This is a genomic window from Corynebacterium simulans (assembly GCF_001586215.1).
Lineage (GTDB): Bacteria > Actinomycetota > Actinomycetes > Mycobacteriales > Mycobacteriaceae > Corynebacterium > Corynebacterium simulans.
The window spans coordinates 1,045,263-1,064,472 of the sequence record NZ_CP014634.1; the positions used below are offsets into that span (position 1 = coordinate 1,045,263).

Genomic DNA, 19,210 nt, shown 5'->3' on the forward strand with positions numbered 1-19,210 from the left:
CCTCTTAAATTAGGGTCGCGCCGTATTCAAACGTCCACTGGCGGATGAAGCTGATGAAGTTGCCCCACAAGCCGGTAGCCAGTGCGAGGCCCACCAGAATCATGGCGATACCACCGATGATCTGGATGGTGCGAGAGTGTTGCCGCATCCAAGAGATTGTGCGCATGGCACGGGCTGAGCCCAGCGCAACGAGCAGGAAAGGCAGCCCCAGCCCCAAGCAATAGCCGATGATAAGGAACGTTCCGCGGACCGCGGTCATGCCTTCAGTGCCAACGGAGACAGAGATAATCGCCGTGAGCGTCGGGCCTAGGCACGGCGTCCAACCAAGCGCAAAGACGCCGCCAAGCAGCGGCGCACCCAACCACGTGGTCCAGCGTCGCGGCGCCATGCGGGTATCTTTCTGCAGCACCGGCACCACGCCCATGAACACAACGCCCATGAGGATGGTGATGATGCCGCCTATCCGCATGAGCACATCAGCGTTGAGCGTCAGCGCGGAAATCGCACCGAAAACAGAGACCGTCGCCAGTACGAATACCACGGTAAAGCCCAGCACAAACAGCGCCGCGGCAAGTACTACGGCCCATTGCTTGCGCTTGCCGACGCCGATGCCATACTCCGCGTCATAACTAACCTCACCGCCAACCACACTGGCCAGGTAAGAGATATAGCCGGGGACGAGCGGGACCACGCACGGACTGGCAAAGCTGACCAAACCAGCGGCCATGGCGAGGAGAAAACCTAGGGCGAAAGGACCGCTAGTGATGACCGATTCGACGTTGAGCGCCGTATCCGTAAAGTCCATGAAACCTCGTGCAATTCCAAATAAGTTGTCTAGCAGCAGAAACTACTCTTTTTCCAGCGAATCTACGACTTCGAGAACATCCTTATCGGTGATCTCGCGCAGGAATACGGCGGCTGGTCGATGCTGCTTATCGAGCACGATGGTGGTTGGCACGACAGAGGTCGGTACGCCGCCAAGAGCCGCAGCCGTCTTGAAAGGCGGATCGTAGATGGACGGATACTCCAGCCCGTTATCTTCCAAAAAGTCACGGGAAATTTCCGGGTTGAAGTCGCGGACATTAATTCCCAGAACTGTACCGGTACCGCGTTTGGTCAGCTCGGCGTGGATGTTTTGTAAGTCATCCGATTCGGAGCGACAAGGAGCACACCATTGTCCCCAAGAGTTCAGTACGACGATCTGGTCAGAGAAATCATCCAGAGAAATGGTCTGGCCGTCGTGGCGCAAATTCTCTCCTGTGAAGGACTTCAACGGTTTGCGCTCTTCGGGCGCATATTTGATTACTTTTTCTCCGCCTGGAGCAAAGAATTCAAAGGTGCCGCCACTCGCCACTGCATTTTGTGCTTTATCTGCGTCTTGACCGCACGCAGTGATAGCCGAAGCGACAACCATCAACGAGGCGACTACAGGCAAAAGTTTGTGTTTCACGGGCTCTGCCTTAAATATCCTGCGCCGGGGAGGAGTAGAAGATGTCGATGAGCTGGTCGTCTTGGAAGACGAGCGAGGTCACCGAGGCAAGGTCGCACTCGCGGTCCCATGGTGCGTGGGCAAGGCGCTTGCCCAGTGCGGTGCGCTGCACCATGACGATGGGCAGCTGGTGGGAGACGATGATGGCCTCGTGGCCTTCTGCCTTATCGCGTGCGCGCTCGACTGCATTGACCATGCGGGCAGCGATCTCCTCGAAAGGCTCGCCCCAGGAAGGCTGCATCGGGTTGCGCAGCAGCGGCCAACGTTGTGGGTTCCACAGCTGGGAATTCCAGCCCTTGGTGCGCAGGCCCTCAAAACGGTTACCGGATTCGATGACGGACTTGTCGATCTCAACGTCAAGGCCGGTGACCTTGGAGATCGGCTGCGCAGTTTCCTGCGTGCGCTGCAACGGGGAAGCTGCCAAGTAGGTCACGTCGTGGCCACGGAAAGCCTCCGCAGTACGCGCCGCCATGGAGTGGCCGCGGGAGGAAAGGTGGTAGCCCGGGATGCGTCCGTAGAGGATCTTTTCCGGGTTGTACACCTCACCGTGGCGGACCAGGTGGACGATAGTCGTCGACATAGAAGTTCCTTTCGCTCTTCTTTAAATGAGCTTTAAGCGCGCTGGGCTGCTGCGGCAGCCTTTGCTGCGGGCGCGAGCGCCTTTTCAATTACCTCAAAATCATTGTCGGTCAGCGCATCGGAGACAAACCAGGTCTCAAAAGCTGATGGTGGAACGTAAACGCCGCCTTCCAGAAGAGCGTGGAAGAACGGAGCAAAGCGCCAGGTATCGGCAGCCTTCATGTCGTCGAAGTTGCGGCCGCGCCCCTCAGCGAAGCGGATGGAGAACATCGAGGAAGCGCGCTGAATGTTGTGCGCCACGCCTTCCTTATCCAATGCCGCAGAGATAAGACCGGTTAGGCGGTCAGCGTTTGCGCCAAGGCGCGGGTACAGCTCTTCGTCGGCCAGCTCCAGGGACTTCAGACCAGAAGCCATCGCAACTGGGTTACCGGACAAAGTGCCTGCCTGGTAGACCGGACCAGCTGGCGCCAGGTAAGCCATGACGTCGGCGCGGCCACCAAAAGCGGCGGCAGGCAGACCACCGGAGACAACCTTGCCGAAGGTGACCAAGTCACCAGCGACGCCGTCGACGCCGAACCAGCCCTTGTGGGAGGTACGGAAGCCAGTCATGACCTCATCCAGGATGAGCAGCGCGCCGTCGGCATGCGCGATTTCCTTCAGCGCCGCATTGAACCCCTCATCGGGAGCCACTGTGCCCATGTTGCCCGCGGCTGCCTCAGCAATGATGCAGGCGATCTCACCTGGGTGTGCGGCGAAAGCCTCACGGACAGCATCCAGATCGTTATAAGGCACAACGATGGTATCGGCAGCGGTTGCGCCGGTAACGCCCGGGGAATCCGGAAGGGCGAAGGTAGCAACGCCGGAGCCTGCCGACGCCAAGAGCGCATCAACGTGGCCGTGGTAGCAGCCATCAAACTTCAACACCTTTGCGCGACCGGTGAAGCCACGGGCCAGGCGCACGGCGGACATGGTTGCCTCAGTGCCGGAGTTGACCAGACGCACCTGCTCTACTGCGGTGCGCTCCACAATGCGCTCTGCCAGCAGGGTTTCTGCCTCAGTCGGCGCGCCGAAGGAAAGGCCATCGACCGCTGCCTTCTGCACAGCCTCCACGATTGCCGGGTGGGCGTTGCCGTGAATCATCGGGCCATAGGAGCTAACCAGGTCGACGTACTCGTTGCCGTCGACGTCCCACAGGCGGGAAGCCTCGCCGCGCGCGATAACGCGGGCCTGGCCGCCGACCGAGCCGAAGGCACGGACCGGGGAGTTCACGCCACCTGGGGTGACCTTGGAGGCGCGCTCGAACCACTGGGTGGACTGGGAAACTGGCTGCTGACTCGTATTAGGCATAGCCAACATTGTAACTGCTTTGTCCCTATACAAAAGTTGGAGTGTCCGAAACGCGCCACCGCACCCAGAGCACTTCGCGCCCCACCGCAGCTACTCCGCATTCCGTTAATCCTGCACGCGCTTCAAAATGAGGTTAAGCTACTGCCGTCGCCACGTTCGCAGCGTCATGGGGGAACAACAAAGCGCGCTGTGCTCAGGCTGCTCATGCAGCTTGCAACCAACAATCGTGGCGGTGATTTTAAAAGGGGGAAATTTTCATCATGCGCTCACGCATTTTCTTCTGCGCAATCGGCCTTAGCGCTGTATTTTGTGCATCCTGCGCAAGCAAAGAAGTCACCATGGTTCCAGCTCAAGATATGAAACCGCTGGAAACGCAAACATCAGAAAGCACCACGCCTTGGGCTCAGGGCTCCGCGCCACAACCGGCCACACGCTTAGCGCTAGATTCCGCGCAAGAGTCATCCAGCAAACACGAACCAAAGCCGAAAGAAACACCGAAGGCGCCCGCACCTGAGCAAGCTCCGCAGGAAAGCCAACTAGCCCCGCCACCAGAAGCACCGCCGCATTCTCCCGATACGGTAACTATCCACGCACCTGCGCCGGCTCCGCCACCACGGCGTCCAGCGCCCGCACCAGTTCCAGGTCTGCCAAAGCTGCCGGAATTTCATATGCCACCGCCACCGCCGCCACCAGCGCCGCCGCGGATTCCCACAAAGGTTCCGCTTCCGCCGGAGGTACAACAGGGAATCGATCAAATACCGAAGCCGCCACCACTTCCACGCCCGGAGGAAATCTACATCCCGCTGCCCTAGCCCACGGTTTTCAGGCCTACGATGCCGCCGATTATCATCGCCAGCCCACATGGTGTGGGCGGTACCGACGGGATACGAACCCCGCCACTTTTGCTCCTTCTGGGCTCCTTCTGGCCGTCTTGTCGCACTGTACTGAGGCACGGCGCTCGTCCGGTGGCACACCGAAGTTGACTGCGCGCCCGCAAACAAAAATGGCACACTGGTTTCCATGAAAATCGCATTCCTTGGAACCGGCCGAATGGGCAGCGAGCTTGCCCGCCACCTGCTTAAATCTCACGAGGTTACGGTGTGGAACCGCACCGCTGAGCGCGCGCAGCCTCTCGTCGAAGAAGGCGCCAGCTTGGCAGATACCCCTGAAGAGGCGGTGGCAAACGCTGAGGTCATCATCACTTCCTTGTTTGGTCCTGATGATATTCGCGAGCGCATCATTGAGCCCGCGCTGATCCCCGCCGGCGTTACCTGGATTGACACCACCACCGTTTCCCCGGAGGCCGCCCGCGAGTTTGCCGCTGCCGTGGATTCCTACGTCCACGCACCAGTCGTGGGTTCCCTGGGCCCAGCCCGAAACGGCGAGTTGGGCGTCTATGTGGGCACGCCTGACGACGACCGTCGCGAGCTCGCCATGGACATCGTCGAGCCTTGGGCCGGTGAGAACAAGCTGATCGGCGTCGAGTCCGCAGCTACCGCCGCCCTGGGCAAGCTGCTGGCCAACCTCGCCCTGGCCGTAACGGCCGAGGGCCTGCTGGAGGCACTGCAGCTCGGCGAATCCGAGGGCCTCGATTCCGAGGTCATCCTCGAAATGCTCGATATCACCGGCCTCGCGTTCATGAAGAACATGAAGGGCCCGTTCGTCACCGGCGAGCGCAACACCACTCCGGGCGACTTCACTGTCGATGCCCTCTGCAAAGACGCCAAGCTCATGGAAGCCACCTCCAAGACGCCACTGCCAGCCGTGCACGCCGCCATCGAACGCTTTGAGGAACAGCAGTCCATGGGCCACGGCGACCAGGACTTCTCTTCTATCTTTGTATTCCGCAACAAGGGCTAGCACGAGCTAGCGGTTGCCGACGATTTCGCGCAGCACCCGCGCCAGCTGCGCGTTATCGCCTGTGTCCTGGCTATGAAAACGTGCAGCGATGAACCGCTCACGCAGTTCACTATCAACGGCTAGGCGCTCCACGTCCAAGGCAAACCCAGCATTATCCACAAGGAACGCGAAAAAGACGGTCTGCGTGCGGGTGTTTCCCTCGCGGAAGCTGTGCACAACGTTGAGTTCACCCCACACTTCCGCCAGCTTCGGGACGAACTCCTCAAGAGTCATATCGCACAACAGGTTATCGCGGGCAAGACCAGCAAAAATCTTGTTCGCGGCCTTGGTCAGCTCTGGACCCGCTGGGTAATAAGCATGACCGGCCTTCACCATGAACTGGTCAGTAGGAGCCGTACGCTCCTGCCCCGCCCATTCATAAACATCCTGGAAAAGGTGGCGATGGATGGCTTTGAAATGCTGATAATCAAAATTCCCCTCTAGGGGCTCATGCTGTAATTCCGAGATTCGCAGGAATACCAGTTTTTCCTCGAGTAATCGGAGCTCCTCAGCATCAGTTGCCCCCAATAGATTCTTCAGAACCGTTGTTCCTGGAATGAAGTAATCTTTCCAACCCCCGCTCATTTTCCCCTGCTTACTTAAATGCCGTCCGGCGAACTTGGGCTATTGCGTCCTCAGCAGACACCGTGCCAGCGGCTACGCGGCGGGCCAAGTCACGAACTTTCGGGTCACTAACGTCATGGCCGGCCAAACGCATTGCTGCGTCTCCCAAGGCCAACTTGTTATCCCTCGGTTTATCAATTTCGGTGTCTATGAACTCATTAGCGGGCTGTGGAGTAACCATTCTTTTTCTCCCCCAAAATAGCTGTTTGACGCTAAATTTTAGCAGCTCAAGGTACCAAAACCAAGGTCTTGAAAGCCTGCAAGCAGCAGAATTGATAGCCTTGCCGCATGCTGAACATCGATGCCACTTACGGACATACCACAGCCCTCGGCCATCTTGCCCGCGAGTTTGCCCCGGGCCGCATGTACGGCCTCAAGGGAGCTAACGGCTCAGGCAAGTCGACGCTGCTCGCCACTCTCGGTGGCGAGCTCGCGGCTCTCGAGGGCACCGTCCGTGTTGATGGGAAGGAGGTGGGAACGAGGGCGTCGGCAAGCGCGGTGCTCACCGTGGCCGACCCAATCTTCCTACCGGACCTCACCGTGGGCGAGCACATCGATCTCATCGCCCGGACCACTGGCGTTGACTTCGCTGAAATCATCGAATTATGGGCGCTTGAGGAGCTCCTGCCCCACCCCGCCACGCGTTTGTCCGCGGGCCAGCGCCAGCGCGTTTTCCTGGCCATCCAGCTCTACCAGCCCGCGCAAGTGCTGCTTATCGACGAACCCGAGCGCCACCTCGACGCCGAGTGGACGCAATTCCTCAGCAGCGAACTGCGCCACCTGGCGAAAGAAGGTCGCTGCATCATCGTGGCGTCCCACTCGCCTACCGTCACCGATGCGTGCGATGAGTTGGTGGAGCTATGATGCCTGGCACTAACTCTCGTATTGGCATGACACGGGCCCTGTCGAAGTTCGGTGACGTCGTTGGAGCGATCGCCATGTTTGGTTGTCTCCTAGGCGTACTTTTTGGCGTATGGCAATACGCCGCCGACTATTTGCCTTTCTTCGTAATTCGCACCGACGTTGCTCCTCTACAGACAACGGGCGGCACCCTGGGACTGCTGGCGCTGATTGCGCTTCTGGAGGCGCTGTTCCCGCTGCGTGGGATGTCAGGCCCTCGGTGGGTTTACCACCTCCGCCCACAAGGACGCCTGCGGGGCATGGATTCAATTTCAGTTCTGCAGCTGCTCGGGGTCACTGCACTCGCGTTGCTGCTTTGCGTGTCCCTCGGCGCATCTCCTCTATTCGCACTGGCAGCGCCAGCATTACGCATGGCCGTGGGCTGGCGTTCCTTCACCGTTGCGTCACTGCTCGCTGCTGGCCGTTCCCGCCAGGTGAGCAGTTCAGGTGTGAACCTGCTCGACTCTGAGATCAGCTCCGACGCCCTAGCCAGCCAAAGCATGTGGTTGAAACCGCAGATCGGTTCGTCCGCTTCTTTAGCTGGTCTTTTCGCGCGCCGTCTAGGCAGGCGTTGGTACATCGGCGTCGGCGCACTGGCAGTTGCTGGTTTGAGCCTCGGGTTCGCACCGCACCTGGGTTCGCTGGGCATTCTTGCATTTGCCACCGCTTGGTCCATGGTGGGTGCGGCCGTAAGCCGCGCAGGTTCCTTTGGGCGAATCGTGGAAGGGCCTTGGGCAGAGTGGGGTCTTCCTATGAGCGCTGCGATAGGCACAGCGATTATAGGAACGGTCTTTGTTGCCATCGTGTGGCAGCTTTCACTTGCTGCACTTGCAGTCATCGCGGTAGGCCTGGCGTGGGCCGGCTACACCAGGTCCCGCCCTGCCCGCGTGACGCAAATGAGCATGGTCGATACGGGCGGTTTCGGTGCTTCCTTTTCCCCTGAAGTGGTGGGCTACTTAAGCCGCGGTTGGAAAGGCCTCGCAGTAGTGGCAGTGGCACTTTTCTTGTAATTCCATTTCCTCACAAACTATTGACACCACGCACGCACGCTGCTAACCTTCCTTGCCATGAAGATCCGCTCTTAATTCGAAGCTCACATCAACACCTCTGACTCGAAGGCGGATCGATCCATGCCTATTTCTTTCACTGACCTCACCATTACGTGGCCTGACGGTAAACCCTGTTTCGCGAATCTCAATGGGACTTTTAGCGCTCAGTTCACCGGACTCGTTGGCACCAACGGCTCGGGCAAATCAACGCTGGCCAAGGTGCTGGCCGGGATACTCGAACCAACCTCAGGTACCGTCAGTGCCCCTAGCGTCGGGTACCTCGACCAAGACTTAGGCCTGAAAGTCTCCGATACTGTTGCCGACGTATTCCACGCCCGTGAAGTATTGGAGGCCATCGAGCAAATCGAAGCGGGACACTACACCGACGAGCTCGTCGAGGTCGTGGGCGAGCGTTGGGACCTCAAGGAAAAAATCAGTGCTGCGCTCGCGGCGTCGGAATTGCCCATTTCCTTGGATCGCACAATCGGTAGCCTATCGGGCGGCGAGGCCGTTACTGTCGCGCTTACTGCGCTCTTTTTCTCCGAACCTGACGTGATCATTTTGGATGAGCCCACAAACAACCTTGATGCGCAGTCCAAGGAACTTCTCCTTAGCTTGATCGCTGACTCGCCAGCCCAGGTTTTGGTCATTTCACACGAACGCGATCTACTCAATCACGCAGATTGCATCGCCGAGCTCTACCACGGCTCGTTACGCATGTTTACTGGGAACTACGCCTCCTATAAGGAGGCTATTGACCAAGAACAGGACGCCGCGCTTGCCGACGTCCACCAGGCCAAGGCCGCCTTACGCAAGGAAGTCCGCCAGCGGTCAGCAATGCAAACGCGGCTAGCCCGGGATGAGCGTCGCGGAAAGAAATACGCGGCCTCCAAACGCAAGCCTCCTCTCGCATTGGGCTTGGACAAGAATCGCTCTCAAAACTCAGCTGCCAAGCGCTCGCACGAAGCTGCCCAATCAGTGGCAAGCGCACAGCAGGAGTACGACAAAGCTCAGCTGCGGCTACGCGACGATTCTTCCGTCCATATCGAGCTTCCGAACACTCAACTGCCTAACGCAACCCAAGTTCTCCGCAGTGAGCTACTCAGCATCGTAGGCCCAGAGCGCGTCCGACTCGCAGGTCCCAACGGTTCCGGAAAGACAACGTTCCTCAACCGCGTGGCAAACGGCGACGTCGACTACGCACTAGCCTGTGGTTACTTGCGTCAGCGCATAACGCTTCCCGGCAATAAAAGCGTGTGGGAGTTAGTGACCGAGTCCAATCCTCACGCTGCGCCGCAGTATCTGCGCAATCAGCTTGCACAATTACTGTTCCAGAACGACAGCGTACACGCTCCGCTTTCCCAGTTATCAGGCGGCGAGCGCTTTCGGGCCGAATGCGCCCGGGTCTTGTTGTCAGACCCAGCGCCGAAGTTTCTGCTCCTCGACGAACCAACGAACAACCTCGACATTCCCACGGTGGATTGGCTTATCGACGTCCTCTCTGCATACTGCGGGGCAATGCTGGTGGTGAGTCACGACGAACACTTCTGTTCACGCTTGCTTCTCGATCGCACCGTTGAGCTTTAGGTAACTAGTTTCAGCCCGAGTTTGTATCATTGACACCAATACAATCTGTGCTATATTTACTAATACAACGTTGTATTAGTAAGAACAACACAGAAAGTGAGGGTGCATGTTCATCACCCTTAGCCCGGACTCTGACGTCCCACTGTTTAAACAAATCCACAACGAGATAGTTGCGGCCATCGCTCACGGTCAGCTCCGTGACGGCGACAAGCTCGATCCAGTTCGCCGTCTCGCAGCCAACTTCGGTATCAACCCGGCCACGGTCAAGAAGGCCTACGACCAGCTCGTAGCCGACGGCCTCGTGGATACCGCTGGTCGCTCCGGCACCGTGGTCCGCCCAGGCGCCCGCACTGCAGCCCAATCCCAGCAACTCGACGAGGGCCTCACCCGCGTCGCCTGGCTTGCACGCGCGCAGGGCTTCACCGTTTCCGAAATCCGTGACCATCTCGACGCCATCCTGAAGGAACTACCATGATTTTCGCATTATCAATGGCCGCGGTCATCTTAGCCGTGACGTGGGCCCTGGCGGCAGCACCGGCGATAGCCGTCCTGCCCCTTGGCGTTTCAGTACCCCAAGACAAACGCGCTGAGCCTGCAGTAACTGATGCGATTAAGCACTACCGCTGCCTCGTGTGGGCGATTGGTATCGCCGCCACCCTTATTTCAGTGGCCACATGGAAGTGGCCAGCAATCGCAGCGTTCCCTTCCCTTTTCGTCATCTTTGGAGCACTCTTTGCTTACGTTAAATCGCGTCGCCGCATCATCGAGGCTAAAGCCGCGGGCGGCTGGTATGACGATATCGAAACAGCCATTTCCGCACAGATAACTGCCACGCCGCTGAGCAACAGCGCGCTGGCCGACCTCACCGCACAGGCCCGCTTTCCCTGGATTTGGGTCCTCGGTTCACTGCTCATGACCGCAGCTGCCGCGGGCATCGTTGCCCAAGGCTGGGACACGATTCCCGAGACCATCCCTACGCACTGGGGCGCCTCCATGCAGCCCGACGCCTGGAGCGACAAAGGCATCGGCACTGTATTCGGGTTGACCTTCGTTAACCTCGGAATGATCGCAGTCTTCGCACTCATTTTTTGGTTCGTCTGCACCTCATCGGTCCATGCACGTTCGGACCGCTCTATCAAGGGTCAGCTGCGAAACCGCGCGGTAGTGGACGCAACAAACCAGGCAACAGGCTTCTTGCTCTTTGCAATCTGCCTACCCATGGCGCAGATTCAGGTTGCCTCCGCATTGCCTCGCTACGCCGGCTGGCTGCCTGTGGGATTCATCGGCGTTATCGTCATGAGCCTGGTCGGAGTCATCGCCCTCCTCGTGATGATCCTGCGCGCACAAACGCGCATCGATGACGCCCTGCGGGGCGTGAATTTCCCCGACGACGGCAAAGACTCCCCCGATAATGACGAGTTCTACAAGTGCGGCATGTTCTATTACAACCCTGACGACCCAGCCGTCATGGTAGACAAGCGCTTCGGCGCCGGCGTGGACTTCAACTACGCCCGCTGGCAGGCGAAGGTTTTCATGGCCGTCATTTTGCTACTGCTCATAGGCTCCATCGCTTTGCCGATTTTGCTCTAGCAGCTTGTCGGTGGAGGTTTTTCGTAGGCGGCCTGGCCGCCCACATTGGGCCAGAGGTTAGCCCTGCTCCCCAAAGTCCTCGGCCAGAGTCTTCGCGAGCTTCTTCGTTCTGCTCATGGAGGTCAGCCGGGTTCTCCAGAACATCGGAGAGCTCCGCAAGGCGAGATTTCAGCTTTTTGGCCGAAAGCGGATCGGTTCCGCCGGAGATGCTCAAAGAGATTTCATCCAGGTGCTCCGTGCCGTCTTTAAGAGTCCAGACACGGGCCCCACTTAGAACCATAAGTACGTGAGCCATGCCGCCGCATCGTACCGATTGTGTGCGTGCGAAAGCTTGGCTGCTCTACTACGCGAGCAGCCGCTCAACGGCACCGCGTGCATCTGCCACAACGGCTGGCACGCCCACACCGCCGGACCACGCGCCGGTGGCCTCGATGCCGGGGACGTCGGCAAGCGCAGCGTGCGCTGCAGCGACGGTGTCCAGGTGGGTCTCGTCGTAGCGCGGGATGCCGCCGAACCAGCGTTGGGTGAAGATCTCGGATACACCTGCAGCGCGGCCATCGAAGCCGGTGATGTGCTGAAGATCGTCCAAAGCGTAATCAACCAGATCATCTTCCTCCGCGCGGACGAGGGCGTCGTCGCCGAAACGGCCGAAGGAAGCACGCACCAGCGCACCACCGCGTTCTGCCAGGTGCGGCCACTTACGCGAAGACAGCGTAAACGCTTTAGCGTGTACGTCCTCTTGATCCGTGCCCACCAAAATGCCGGTGTTATCCGGCAGGCGGTTGCCGTTCGGATCGGTATCGGAATCGAACTTGAAGCCGACGACCACAGAACCGGCCAGTTTGACCTTCTTCAGCGCGGCAGAAGCCGCAGGAGAAAGAGCCGGCAGAAGACGCGCGGTAGTGGGCGCCGGGGTGGCAAAAAGCACGCGGTCATAAAGGCCGGCCTCGTTCGGTGCGCCCTTGACGCGGAAGCCCTCGGACTCACGGGTCACGCCGGAGATAAAGGAATCGAGGTGAATATCGGCGCCGGACTTTTCCGCGAGCGCCTCGTAAACCTCAGCGTAGCCGCCGCGGAAAGTCTGGAAAGGCGCCCCCTTGCCCGGGGTGCGTGGGCGTGCCTGCTCCATTGCGCGGACGGCGTCGGAAAGCTTGACCGGGCCATCAGCTGCGAGCTTATCCAAGCTAGCGGCCAGCGCCGGGATCGTGGCGCGCAGGCCCAAGTCATCCGCAGTGCAGGAATAGACGCCACCCAGAAGGGCGGAGACCACGTGGTCCACCACGTCGTCACCAAACTGCTGACGGACCAGCTTGCCCACCGAAACATCGCCACCGATTTTCCACTCGAAAGGCTCTTCGTTGTCGATACGGCGCGCGGTCTCCGCAGAGACCAGCGGAGCGATGGACTCAGACGAGGACGGGATGCCCATCATGCCGCCGGAAGGCAGGGACTGCAGCTTGGAATCGACGTAGACCAGCGGGGATAGACCCGAAGGAGAAACAAAGGAATCCGCCAAGCCCAGCTTGGTGAAAAATTCCACTACCTCTTCGTTGCGGGCTAAGAAAGCCTCAGCGCCCATGTCTGTTGGGCCGTCATTAAACGGAACCGTGTAAAGCTTGCCGCCGATGCGGCCCTCAGCCTCATACACGTCCACCTTGTGCCCAGAGTCATGGGAAGCAATCTCCCACGCTGCTGTAAGGCCTGCCAAGCCAGCACCAATAATCGCGATCTTCATTAGCCCTCCTCGTGAATGATAGAGACGGCGCGGGTAACAGCCTCCGCCTCTGTGGTTGGCAAAACTCCGTGGCCAAGATTCCAGATATGCGTATCGATGTCGCCGGCTGCTTGGGCTGCCGCGACCTCGCCCTTGATGGTGCGCACCGCGCTGCGAATGGCGTCGTCGCCAGCAAAAAGCAGCGCCGGATCCAGGTTGCCCTGCAACACGCTGGCGTTAACACGGCCTGCAGCGGCATCCATGGGCACGCGGTAATCCACGCCCATGACCTCACTGCCAGCCTCCGACATCGCGCCGAGCAGCTCGCCCGTTCCCACGCCGAAGTGGATGCGCGGGATGCGGCCTTCCGCGGCCTTCAAAATCTCCGTGGAATAAGGAAGCACGAACTCGCGGTAGTCGCGCTCATTGAGGTAGCCCGCCCAGGAATCAAAAAGCTGCATCGCATCGATGCCCGCTTCCATCTGCAGTTGCAGGAAGTTGATGATGGTCGGCGTCAGGCGCTCCATCAGTGCGTGCCAGGTCTGCGGCTCCGCATGCATAAGGGCCTTTGTCTTCTCGTGGTTCTTGGAAGGACCACCCTCCACCAGGTAGCTGGCCAAGGTAAATGGGGCGCCGACGAAACCGATAAGCGCCTGGGTCTCGGTCAGCTCATCCAAGATGATGGCGATGCCATCGCGAACCTGCGGAACATCAGTGTCCAGGATGGGCAGCTTGGCGACGTCCTCTTTGGTGCGCACTGGCTGTTCCATCACTGGCCCGCGGCCAGGCACGATGTCCACGCCGACGCCAGCGGCCTTGAGCGGCACGACGATATCGCTGAACAAAATCGCGGCATCAACGTCGTGGCGGCGCACCGGCTGCAGGGTGATCTCAGCGAGCAGCTCCGGCATGAAGCACGAGTCGAGCATGTCGATGCCCTCCCGAACCTTGCGGTATTCCGGCAGGGAACGCCCTGCTTGACGCATGAACCACACGGGCGGACGGGACGGCGTGCGGCCAGCGGCGGCATCGATGAGCGGGGCGTTTTTAAGTCGTGACATGGTCTTCATTATGAATCAAAAGTTGGATATAAATCTAGTTAGCTCTGCCTTGGGCAGGCCCGCGAGCTAGAAGCGCGGATTACGCTCGCGCATAAACTGGTTCGAATCCGGGCGATAGAGCAACAACAGCGCCACAGCCAGCACAACCGGGATGGTCACTAGGCCGAGCCCGCCCACGCCCAAGGTCATGGCGGCAATGTTGACAAACAAGCTAAAGGCAATCGCGATGGTGATGATCCGACGCGACCACTTGGAGCCATGCGGCAGTTGCGGCGCGCACAGCGCCATCACGAGCGCACACACGATGTTAGAAATAGCCACGAAGTTGCGGTTGCGGGACAAATAATCAGCAACCTGCCTTGAGGCAGCGACTTCTTCCGCGCCAGAGTCACCGAACATGCCAATCATGCCGGAAACCAGCATGACTATCGCCGCAATCACGAGCACCCAGTAGGCAAAGCGCAGCGACTTCGGCGCGCCGCCAGCACCCGCGGTGTCTGCTGCGGACTGCTTGTTTCCAGCCTGCTTGCGGCCAGCGCGGTTGTAGTCCACCGGACCTGGGCGCGATGGGTCGCCCTTAGGCTGGCCACTTCCCTGGCCAGGGAACATGCTGGTCATCGGCGTGGCTCCTGCTCATCCTTGCCAGCCTTCGCATCCTGCTTTTGCTGTTGCTGCCTTTCCAGCAGCTCTTTGCGCTCCTGTTCGCGGCGCTCGCGCTCCTTCTCGCGGCGTTCCTGCGCCAGCTCTTGCTCCAGCTTGCGCATCTGTTCCAGCTCGCCGGTGTAATCCAGTGTCTCCTCCTTAAGCGAGAAGATAAGGCCCATGACTGCTCCGACACCAACCAGGATTTGGATGATGCCATCGCCGGCAATCAGCCAGTCCGGCGCCTCATTGCCCGCGGGCGTGGCGAGGAAGACTAGGAGCGTGCGGAAGGCAAAGAAGAGGGAGAACGCGAACCACAGGCGGCGTCCGGTTGCCGCGGCTTTGCCGCCCTTGTTGAGTAAGTGCAGCATCACTGCGAGAACGACGATGATAACCAGCGAGAGCACGGAGGAAAATGCCACCGAGCCATATCCGATTACCTCAATCAAGGAATCAGAGACCTTCTGACCAGAGTCCTGCGCGGCTTCCTCCGCCGTCTGGCGTGCCTGGGCAAAAAGCACCGAGCGATTCAGCAACGTCATCACCAGGTTCAAAATCTGGTGAATGACCTCCAAAGCCAACGCGCCCGCCCACAGCTTCAGCATGAGGCTTACGGCCTCCGTACGCTCCTTCGGAGCCTGCGGTGGCTTGGCATTACCTGTCTGCAGCGCCCCACGGTGCTGCGGCGCATGCTGCGGGTTTTGAGTCTCCGTTCGCTCCTTCGGAGCCTGCTGCGGCTGTGAAGGCTGCTGATTCTGAGGGGGCTGAGGGGAAGCCGGAAGTGTCACAAAATTCCTTATGTACTGTATATTCGCGAAAAATTGGCCAGTGGCCGCGGAAAGAAAGAAGCGGCTACTTCAGCAAACGAGCGGCGTCGGTGGCGAAGTAAGTAAGGATCTGATCCGCACCGGCGCGCTTGAATGCGGTCAAGGACTCCAGCATAACGGCCTCTCCATCAATCCAGCCATTTTGCGCAGCGGCCTTAATCATCGCGTACTCACCAGAAACCTGGTAAACCGCAACCGGCACGCTAGAGCGCTCAGCCGCAGCGGCCAGCACGTCGAGGTATGGCAGGCCCGGCTTGACCATGACGAAGTCAGCGCCTTCCTCAATGTCCAAGTCGATCTCCAAAAGGGACTCACGGAAGTTGCGCGGATCCTGCTGGTAAGTGCGGCGATCTCCTTCCAGGGAGGAGCCCACGGCATCGCGGAACGGGCCAAAGAAGGCAGACGCGTATTTTGCGGAATAAGCCATGATAGCGACGTCTTCATGGCCGGCTTCGTCAAGCGCCTCACGGATGGCGGCAATCTGGCCGTCCATCATGCCGGAAGGGCTAACCATGTGAGCACCCGCGCGGGCCTGCGAGCGAGCCATGTCTTGGTACAGGCTGACGGTCTCATCGTTGAGCACGCGTCCGGATTCATCGAGCATGCCGCAGTGGCCGTGCGAGGTGAACTCATCCAGGCAGGTATCTGCCATGACGATGAGGTCATCGCCGAACTCCTGGCGTAGCTCCGCAATGCCGCGGTTCAAGATGCCCTCCGGATCCCAGGCAACAGAGCCGGTGGCATCCTTGTCTTCCTCCCGCGGAACGCCAAAGAGGTCAACGCACTTAACGCCCGCATCGAGCGCTTCATGGGCAGCGCGCTTGAGGGAATCGAGCGTGTGCTGATAGACGCCCGGCATGGAAGTAATTTCCTGCGGCTTATCGATGCCGTCCATGATGAACATCGGCAGAATCAGATCCGCAGGCTGCAGGGTAGTTTCCGCGACCAATTCGCGGAAAGCAGCAGACTGGCGCAGGCGGCGGGGACGGCGAACAAGGCTCATGAGTATTTCTCCCTAGAGGTCTTTTTCTTTGCCTCGCCAGTCTACTCATACTTTAGTTGCAGACTAACCTTGCCCCGCTGCCAGACGGATGCGGCAGACTTAAGCAGACTTGGTCGCCTTCTTACGCGAGCGGCGCTTCTTCCGCGGTGCCGGCAGGTTGCCCGCAGCGCGCAGGGCGGCAACGTGTTCAGCCAGGGCGTCGATAAGCGCTGGCACCTCAGCAACCTCCGGGACCACGTCGACGCGCAGGCCCAGCTCTTCGGCGGCGGCCTTCGTGGAAGGGCCGATGCAGGCGATGATGGTGCGCGCGTGCGGCTTGCCGGCGATGCCGACTAGGTTGCGCACGGTAGAGCCCGAGGTAAAGGCCACGGCGTCGAAGCCGCCGGACTTGATCATGTCGCGGATCTCCGCCGAAGGAGGGGCGGCGCGCACGGTGCGATAAGCCACGACGTCATCAACGTCCCAGCCCAGCTCCTCCAGGCCGGTAACCAGGGCATCGCCCGCAATGTCCGCCCGCGGCAAAAGCACACGACCCACAGCGTCGATGTCTTCGACATAGTTCGGGAAGACCTCGACCAAGCCCTCAGCGTTTTGCTTGCGCTTATCCGGCAGCAGCTCCGGGACCATGCCCTTGGCGCGGATGGCATCGGCGGTCTTGGTGCCAACGGCGGCCAAGTGAACGCCGGCGAAGTCGCGGGCATCCAGGCCCAGCTCCGCAATCTTGTTCCACACTGCAGAAACCGCATTCACGGAGGTAAACACGATCCACTTGTAGCGGCCTTCCACGATGCCCTTGATAGCGCGATCCATCTGCGCCGGGTTGCGAGGCGGCTCCACCGAGATAGTCGGCACAGACTGCGGGATGGCGCCATAGCCGGCCAAGCGCGCAGACATGGCAGCTGCCTGCTCCTTGGTGCGTGGCACCAGCACACGCCAGCCATAGAGCGGACGATTCTCCCACCAGGAGTACTTGGAACGATCGTCAAAGCTGCGCCCCAAGGTCACCACGAGGTCGCCGGGCAACTCGGCGTCGAGCTTGCCCAAAGTTCCCAAGGTGGTCTCATGCGTGCGCTGCAGACGGGTGGTGCCGTGAACGGTCACGTAAGCCTCAATGTCCGCAGACATGCCGCGCTCGATGAGCTCCCGGGAAATCACCGGAAGGTCGGCGGCAGTTGCCTGAAGTACCAGCGGCTGGGTAGCGCTTGCCAGCGCATCCCAGTTAGCGCCTTCAGTAATATCCGCCTCGGTATAAGTAGCGCCCAAAGCCAGACCGGCGAAGGAAGGAACGGTAGAAGGCAGGGACATGCCGGGCACTACCTGGAACTCCAGGCCTTCGGCGGCCACGGCCGAGATTTCTTCCTTGATGGACTCGCGGTTGAGCGGATTACCGCTAACCAAGCGGATGACGTCAAGACCATCGGCTTCTACCAAGCCTTCGCGCAGTTGCGCCACGATGTCTTCAGATTGCGGCGCATAAAATACCGCTGCCGTTGGCGGAGCAGGACGCGGCGGCTTGCGGCGCGCGCCAGCTTCCTTGGCCTCCGCGCAGATGCGCGCGTACTCTTCTTCCGCGGCGTCGAGAAGCTCCTGCGGTACTGGAACTGCGCGCGCGACGACGTCGCGGATTCCGGAGGAAACCTCTTCATCGACGATTGCGATTGCGTTCGCCTCGAGAACCTCGCGGGCGCGGACGGTCAACAGGTCAGGATTGCCTGGGCCGGCGCCTACAAAAACGACTTTTCCCAGTTCAGACTGAGTGTCCGGCACAGCGTTGCTCATAAGGTTCTTTTCTACGTTTGGGCCTCAGGCACCACGCACGGACATGATCGTGCGCGGCGAAAACCCTGCGACCAGCGGGCGGTGTTCTTCACAGCGTATTAACGGCCAAAATCCCAGGCCAGAAGTCCTGGGATCAAATTAAGGGGGGCCGAATCATTGGGGGCCAATGATTGTGTGCTAGATACACCTTAAATTATCAAGGCCTAAACAAAAAATTAGTTCCCCAGCAGCTCGGCTGCGCCACGGGAGAAAAGCTCCTCAGATACAGCGCTGCCCAGTGCCGCAGCATCGCTCAGGGAACCGGAAGCGGTGGCCAGAAGCTGGCGAGAGCCGTCAAGCGCGAATACGCCGCCGCGAACGGTGAGCTTATCGCCGTCTACCTCCGAGGTAGCTGCTACCGGAGCGGTGCAGCCGGCCTCTAAGCGGGAGAGCACGGTGCGTTCGCCCAGTGCGGCCGCAGTTGCTTCCTCATCAATGAGGGTTTCGATGGCACGGGCAGCCGCAGAATCCTTGACAGCCTCGATGGCCAGCGCGCCCTGCGCCGGGGCCGGCATGAAGTCTGCAGGCGAGAAAACCTCGGTGGCACGGTCCTGATAATCGGCGCGCACCAACCCGGCATAGGCCAGCACCACGGCATCGAGCTCGCCGGAGGTTACCTTGCCCATGCGGGTATCGATGTTGCCGCGCAACGGCTGAATGTCCAGGTCCGGGCGCACCGCCTTGAGCTGGCTGATGCGCCGCGGCGCCGAGGTACCCACGCGCGCGCCCTCCGGCAGCTGCGCCAAGGTAAGGCCATCGCGCGCCACGAGCGCCTCGCGCACGTCTTGCCGCTCCGGGACGACGAGGAGGAAGCGCTCGTCCACTGCCGTGGGCAGATCCTTGAAGGAGTGCACCGCGATATCGCATTCGCCGGCATACAGCGCCTCGCGCAGCGCCTGGGTAAATACGCCCACACCGATGCGCTCGACCGGCGCCATGTTGACGTCACCGTGAGTGGTGACGATGTGGAGCTCAGATGCAAAGCCCTTGGCCTCCAGCCAATCGCGCACGTGGCCGGACTGCGTCGTAGCGAGCTTGGAACCGCGGGTACCGATCTTGAACATATTTTTTAAAAGTTTCC

19 protein-coding genes are annotated in these 19,210 nt (G+C 60.0%); 6 read left to right on the top strand and 13 right to left on the bottom strand.

Going from position 1 to position 19,210, the window contains the following annotated elements; translation table 11 throughout:
* Nucleotides 1-4: 4 nt before the first annotated feature.
* The 5 genes from WM42_RS04960 to WM42_RS13620 all read right to left on the bottom strand — a co-directional run bounded on the left by WM42_RS04960 (nucleotide 5) and on the right by WM42_RS13620 (nucleotide 4,129).
* Entirely contained in the window at nucleotides 5-805 is an 801-nt protein-coding gene (locus tag WM42_RS04960) for a cytochrome c biogenesis CcdA family protein (protein WP_062035981.1), read from the bottom strand.
* 42 nt (nucleotides 806-847) lie between these two features.
* Entirely contained in the window at nucleotides 848-1,414 is a 567-nt protein-coding gene (locus WM42_RS04965; RefSeq protein WP_062039187.1) for a TlpA disulfide reductase family protein, read from the bottom strand.
* A 46-nt stretch (nucleotides 1,415-1,460) separates the two neighbouring features.
* Nucleotides 1,461-2,069, bottom strand: a complete 609-nt coding sequence (locus tag WM42_RS04970) for a histidine phosphatase family protein (protein ID WP_062035984.1) — start codon at nucleotides 2,067-2,069, stop codon at nucleotides 1,461-1,463.
* 32 nt (nucleotides 2,070-2,101) lie between these two features.
* Nucleotides 2,102-3,424 carry a glutamate-1-semialdehyde 2,1-aminomutase gene (hemL, locus tag WM42_RS04975; protein ID WP_062035986.1) on the bottom strand — a complete coding sequence of 441 codons (1,323 nt, stop codon included), beginning with the start codon at nucleotides 3,422-3,424 and terminating at the stop codon, nucleotides 2,102-2,104.
* Nucleotides 3,425-3,997: 573 nt separating this feature from the next.
* Entirely contained in the window at nucleotides 3,998-4,129 is a 132-nt protein-coding gene (locus WM42_RS13620; protein ID WP_261340444.1) for a hypothetical protein, read from the bottom strand.
* Between the two features lie 306 nt (nucleotides 4,130-4,435).
* On the opposite strand from WM42_RS13620, the gene WM42_RS04985 reads away from it, so the two are divergent.
* On the top strand, nucleotides 4,436-5,275 hold the full coding sequence (locus WM42_RS04985) for an NAD(P)-dependent oxidoreductase (protein WP_062035991.1): 840 nt from the start codon (nucleotides 4,436-4,438) through the stop codon (nucleotides 5,273-5,275).
* 6 nt (nucleotides 5,276-5,281) lie between these two features.
* Here the strand turns inward: WM42_RS04985 and WM42_RS04990 are convergent, their stop codons facing one another.
* On the bottom strand, nucleotides 5,282-5,899 hold the full coding sequence (locus WM42_RS04990) for a Fic/DOC family protein (RefSeq protein WP_049063784.1): 618 nt from the start codon (nucleotides 5,897-5,899) through the stop codon (nucleotides 5,282-5,284).
* Between the two features lie 327 nt (nucleotides 5,900-6,226).
* Here WM42_RS04990 and WM42_RS05000 point away from each other — a divergent pair, with 327 nt between their 5' ends.
* The 5 genes from WM42_RS05000 to WM42_RS05020 all read left to right on the top strand — a co-directional run bounded on the left by WM42_RS05000 (nucleotide 6,227) and on the right by WM42_RS05020 (nucleotide 11,064).
* Nucleotides 6,227-6,802, top strand: a complete 576-nt coding sequence (locus WM42_RS05000) for an ABC transporter ATP-binding protein (RefSeq protein ID WP_061920381.1) — start codon at nucleotides 6,227-6,229, stop codon at nucleotides 6,800-6,802.
* Entirely contained in the window at nucleotides 6,799-7,848 is a 1,050-nt protein-coding gene (locus tag WM42_RS05005; protein WP_082787635.1) for an ABC transporter permease, read from the top strand. The genes WM42_RS05000 and WM42_RS05005 overlap by 4 nt, the downstream gene beginning before the upstream one ends.
* A 120-nt stretch (nucleotides 7,849-7,968) precedes the next feature.
* Nucleotides 7,969-9,474, top strand: coding sequence for an ATP-binding cassette domain-containing protein (locus WM42_RS05010; protein WP_062035993.1), 1,506 nt, complete (start codon nucleotides 7,969-7,971; stop codon nucleotides 9,472-9,474).
* Nucleotides 9,475-9,580: 106 nt separating this feature from the next.
* Nucleotides 9,581-9,949 (top strand): GntR family transcriptional regulator, encoded by a 369-nt coding sequence (locus WM42_RS05015; RefSeq protein WP_062035995.1) that lies wholly within the window; start codon nucleotides 9,581-9,583, stop codon nucleotides 9,947-9,949.
* On the top strand, nucleotides 9,946-11,064 hold the full coding sequence (locus WM42_RS05020) for a DUF1648 domain-containing protein (RefSeq protein WP_062035997.1): 1,119 nt from the start codon (nucleotides 9,946-9,948) through the stop codon (nucleotides 11,062-11,064). Before WM42_RS05015 ends, WM42_RS05020 begins: the two co-directional genes overlap by 4 nt.
* 343 nt (nucleotides 11,065-11,407) lie before the next feature.
* Here the strand turns inward: WM42_RS05020 and WM42_RS05025 are convergent, their stop codons facing one another.
* The 7 genes from WM42_RS05025 to hemC all read right to left on the bottom strand — a co-directional run bounded on the left by WM42_RS05025 (nucleotide 11,408) and on the right by hemC (nucleotide 19,193).
* Nucleotides 11,408-12,799 (bottom strand): protoporphyrinogen oxidase, encoded by a 1,392-nt coding sequence (locus WM42_RS05025; protein WP_061920370.1) that lies wholly within the window; start codon nucleotides 12,797-12,799, stop codon nucleotides 11,408-11,410.
* A complete protein-coding gene (gene hemE, locus WM42_RS05030; protein WP_062035999.1) occupies nucleotides 12,799-13,839 on the bottom strand; it encodes a uroporphyrinogen decarboxylase in 1,041 nt (346 codons plus the stop codon). The genes WM42_RS05025 and hemE overlap by 1 nt, the downstream gene beginning before the upstream one ends.
* 66 nt (nucleotides 13,840-13,905) lie before the next feature.
* Nucleotides 13,906-14,457 (bottom strand): hypothetical protein, encoded by a 552-nt coding sequence (locus tag WM42_RS05035; RefSeq protein ID WP_062036002.1) that lies wholly within the window; start codon nucleotides 14,455-14,457, stop codon nucleotides 13,906-13,908.
* Nucleotides 14,454-15,269, bottom strand: a complete 816-nt coding sequence (locus WM42_RS05040) for an MFS transporter (protein WP_235591321.1) — start codon at nucleotides 15,267-15,269, stop codon at nucleotides 14,454-14,456. The genes WM42_RS05035 and WM42_RS05040 overlap by 4 nt, the downstream gene beginning before the upstream one ends.
* A 64-nt stretch (nucleotides 15,270-15,333) precedes the next feature.
* Entirely contained in the window at nucleotides 15,334-16,311 is a 978-nt protein-coding gene (gene hemB / locus WM42_RS05045) for a porphobilinogen synthase (RefSeq protein WP_062036005.1), read from the bottom strand.
* A 99-nt stretch (nucleotides 16,312-16,410) separates the two neighbouring features.
* The gene (locus tag WM42_RS05050; protein ID WP_062036007.1) at nucleotides 16,411-18,090 is read right to left on the bottom strand and encodes a bifunctional uroporphyrinogen-III C-methyltransferase/uroporphyrinogen-III synthase; all 1,680 of its coding nucleotides are present in this window, start codon (nucleotides 18,088-18,090) and stop codon (nucleotides 16,411-16,413) included.
* Between the two features lie 215 nt (nucleotides 18,091-18,305).
* Nucleotides 18,306-19,193, bottom strand: a complete 888-nt coding sequence (gene hemC / locus WM42_RS05055; protein WP_062036010.1) for a hydroxymethylbilane synthase — start codon at nucleotides 19,191-19,193, stop codon at nucleotides 18,306-18,308.
* Between the last annotated feature and the right edge of the window lie 17 nt (nucleotides 19,194-19,210).

What these genes read in the sequence shown, in the direction of transcription:
- WM42_RS04965 (WP_062039187.1), bottom strand. Translation starts at nt 1,414, where the DNA reads ATGGTTGTCGCTTCGGCTATCACTGCGTGCGGTCAAGACGCAGATAAA.
- hemL (WP_062035986.1), bottom strand. Translation starts at nt 3,424, where the DNA reads ATGTTGGCTATGCCTAATACGAGTCAGCAGCCAGTTTCCCAGTCCACC.
- WM42_RS04960 (WP_062035981.1), bottom strand. Translation starts at nt 805, where the DNA reads ATGGACTTTACGGATACGGCGCTCAACGTCGAATCGGTCATCACTAGC.
- WM42_RS05015 (WP_062035995.1), top strand. Translation starts at nt 9,581, where the DNA reads ATGTTCATCACCCTTAGCCCGGACTCTGACGTCCCACTGTTTAAACAA.
- WM42_RS05050 (WP_062036007.1), bottom strand. Translation starts at nt 18,090, where the DNA reads ATGAGCAACGCTGTGCCGGACACTCAGTCTGAACTGGGAAAAGTCGTT.
- WM42_RS05010 (WP_062035993.1), top strand. Translation starts at nt 7,969, where the DNA reads ATGCCTATTTCTTTCACTGACCTCACCATTACGTGGCCTGACGGTAAA.
- WM42_RS05000 (WP_061920381.1), top strand. Translation starts at nt 6,227, where the DNA reads ATGCTGAACATCGATGCCACTTACGGACATACCACAGCCCTCGGCCAT.
- WM42_RS05025 (WP_061920370.1), bottom strand. Translation starts at nt 12,799, where the DNA reads ATGAAGATCGCGATTATTGGTGCTGGCTTGGCAGGCCTTACAGCAGCG.
- WM42_RS04985 (WP_062035991.1), top strand. Translation starts at nt 4,436, where the DNA reads ATGAAAATCGCATTCCTTGGAACCGGCCGAATGGGCAGCGAGCTTGCC.
- WM42_RS04990 (WP_049063784.1), bottom strand. Translation starts at nt 5,899, where the DNA reads ATGAGCGGGGGTTGGAAAGATTACTTCATTCCAGGAACAACGGTTCTG.
- hemB (WP_062036005.1), bottom strand. Translation starts at nt 16,311, where the DNA reads ATGAGCCTTGTTCGCCGTCCCCGCCGCCTGCGCCAGTCTGCTGCTTTC.
- WM42_RS05005 (WP_082787635.1), top strand. Translation starts at nt 6,799, where the DNA reads ATGATGCCTGGCACTAACTCTCGTATTGGCATGACACGGGCCCTGTCG.
- hemC (WP_062036010.1), bottom strand. Translation starts at nt 19,193, where the DNA reads ATGTTCAAGATCGGTACCCGCGGTTCCAAGCTCGCTACGACGCAGTCC.
- WM42_RS04970 (WP_062035984.1), bottom strand. Translation starts at nt 2,069, where the DNA reads ATGTCGACGACTATCGTCCACCTGGTCCGCCACGGTGAGGTGTACAAC.
- WM42_RS05035 (WP_062036002.1), bottom strand. Translation starts at nt 14,457, where the DNA reads ATGACCAGCATGTTCCCTGGCCAGGGAAGTGGCCAGCCTAAGGGCGAC.
- hemE (WP_062035999.1), bottom strand. Translation starts at nt 13,839, where the DNA reads ATGTCACGACTTAAAAACGCCCCGCTCATCGATGCCGCCGCTGGCCGC.
- WM42_RS05020 (WP_062035997.1), top strand. Translation starts at nt 9,946, where the DNA reads ATGATTTTCGCATTATCAATGGCCGCGGTCATCTTAGCCGTGACGTGG.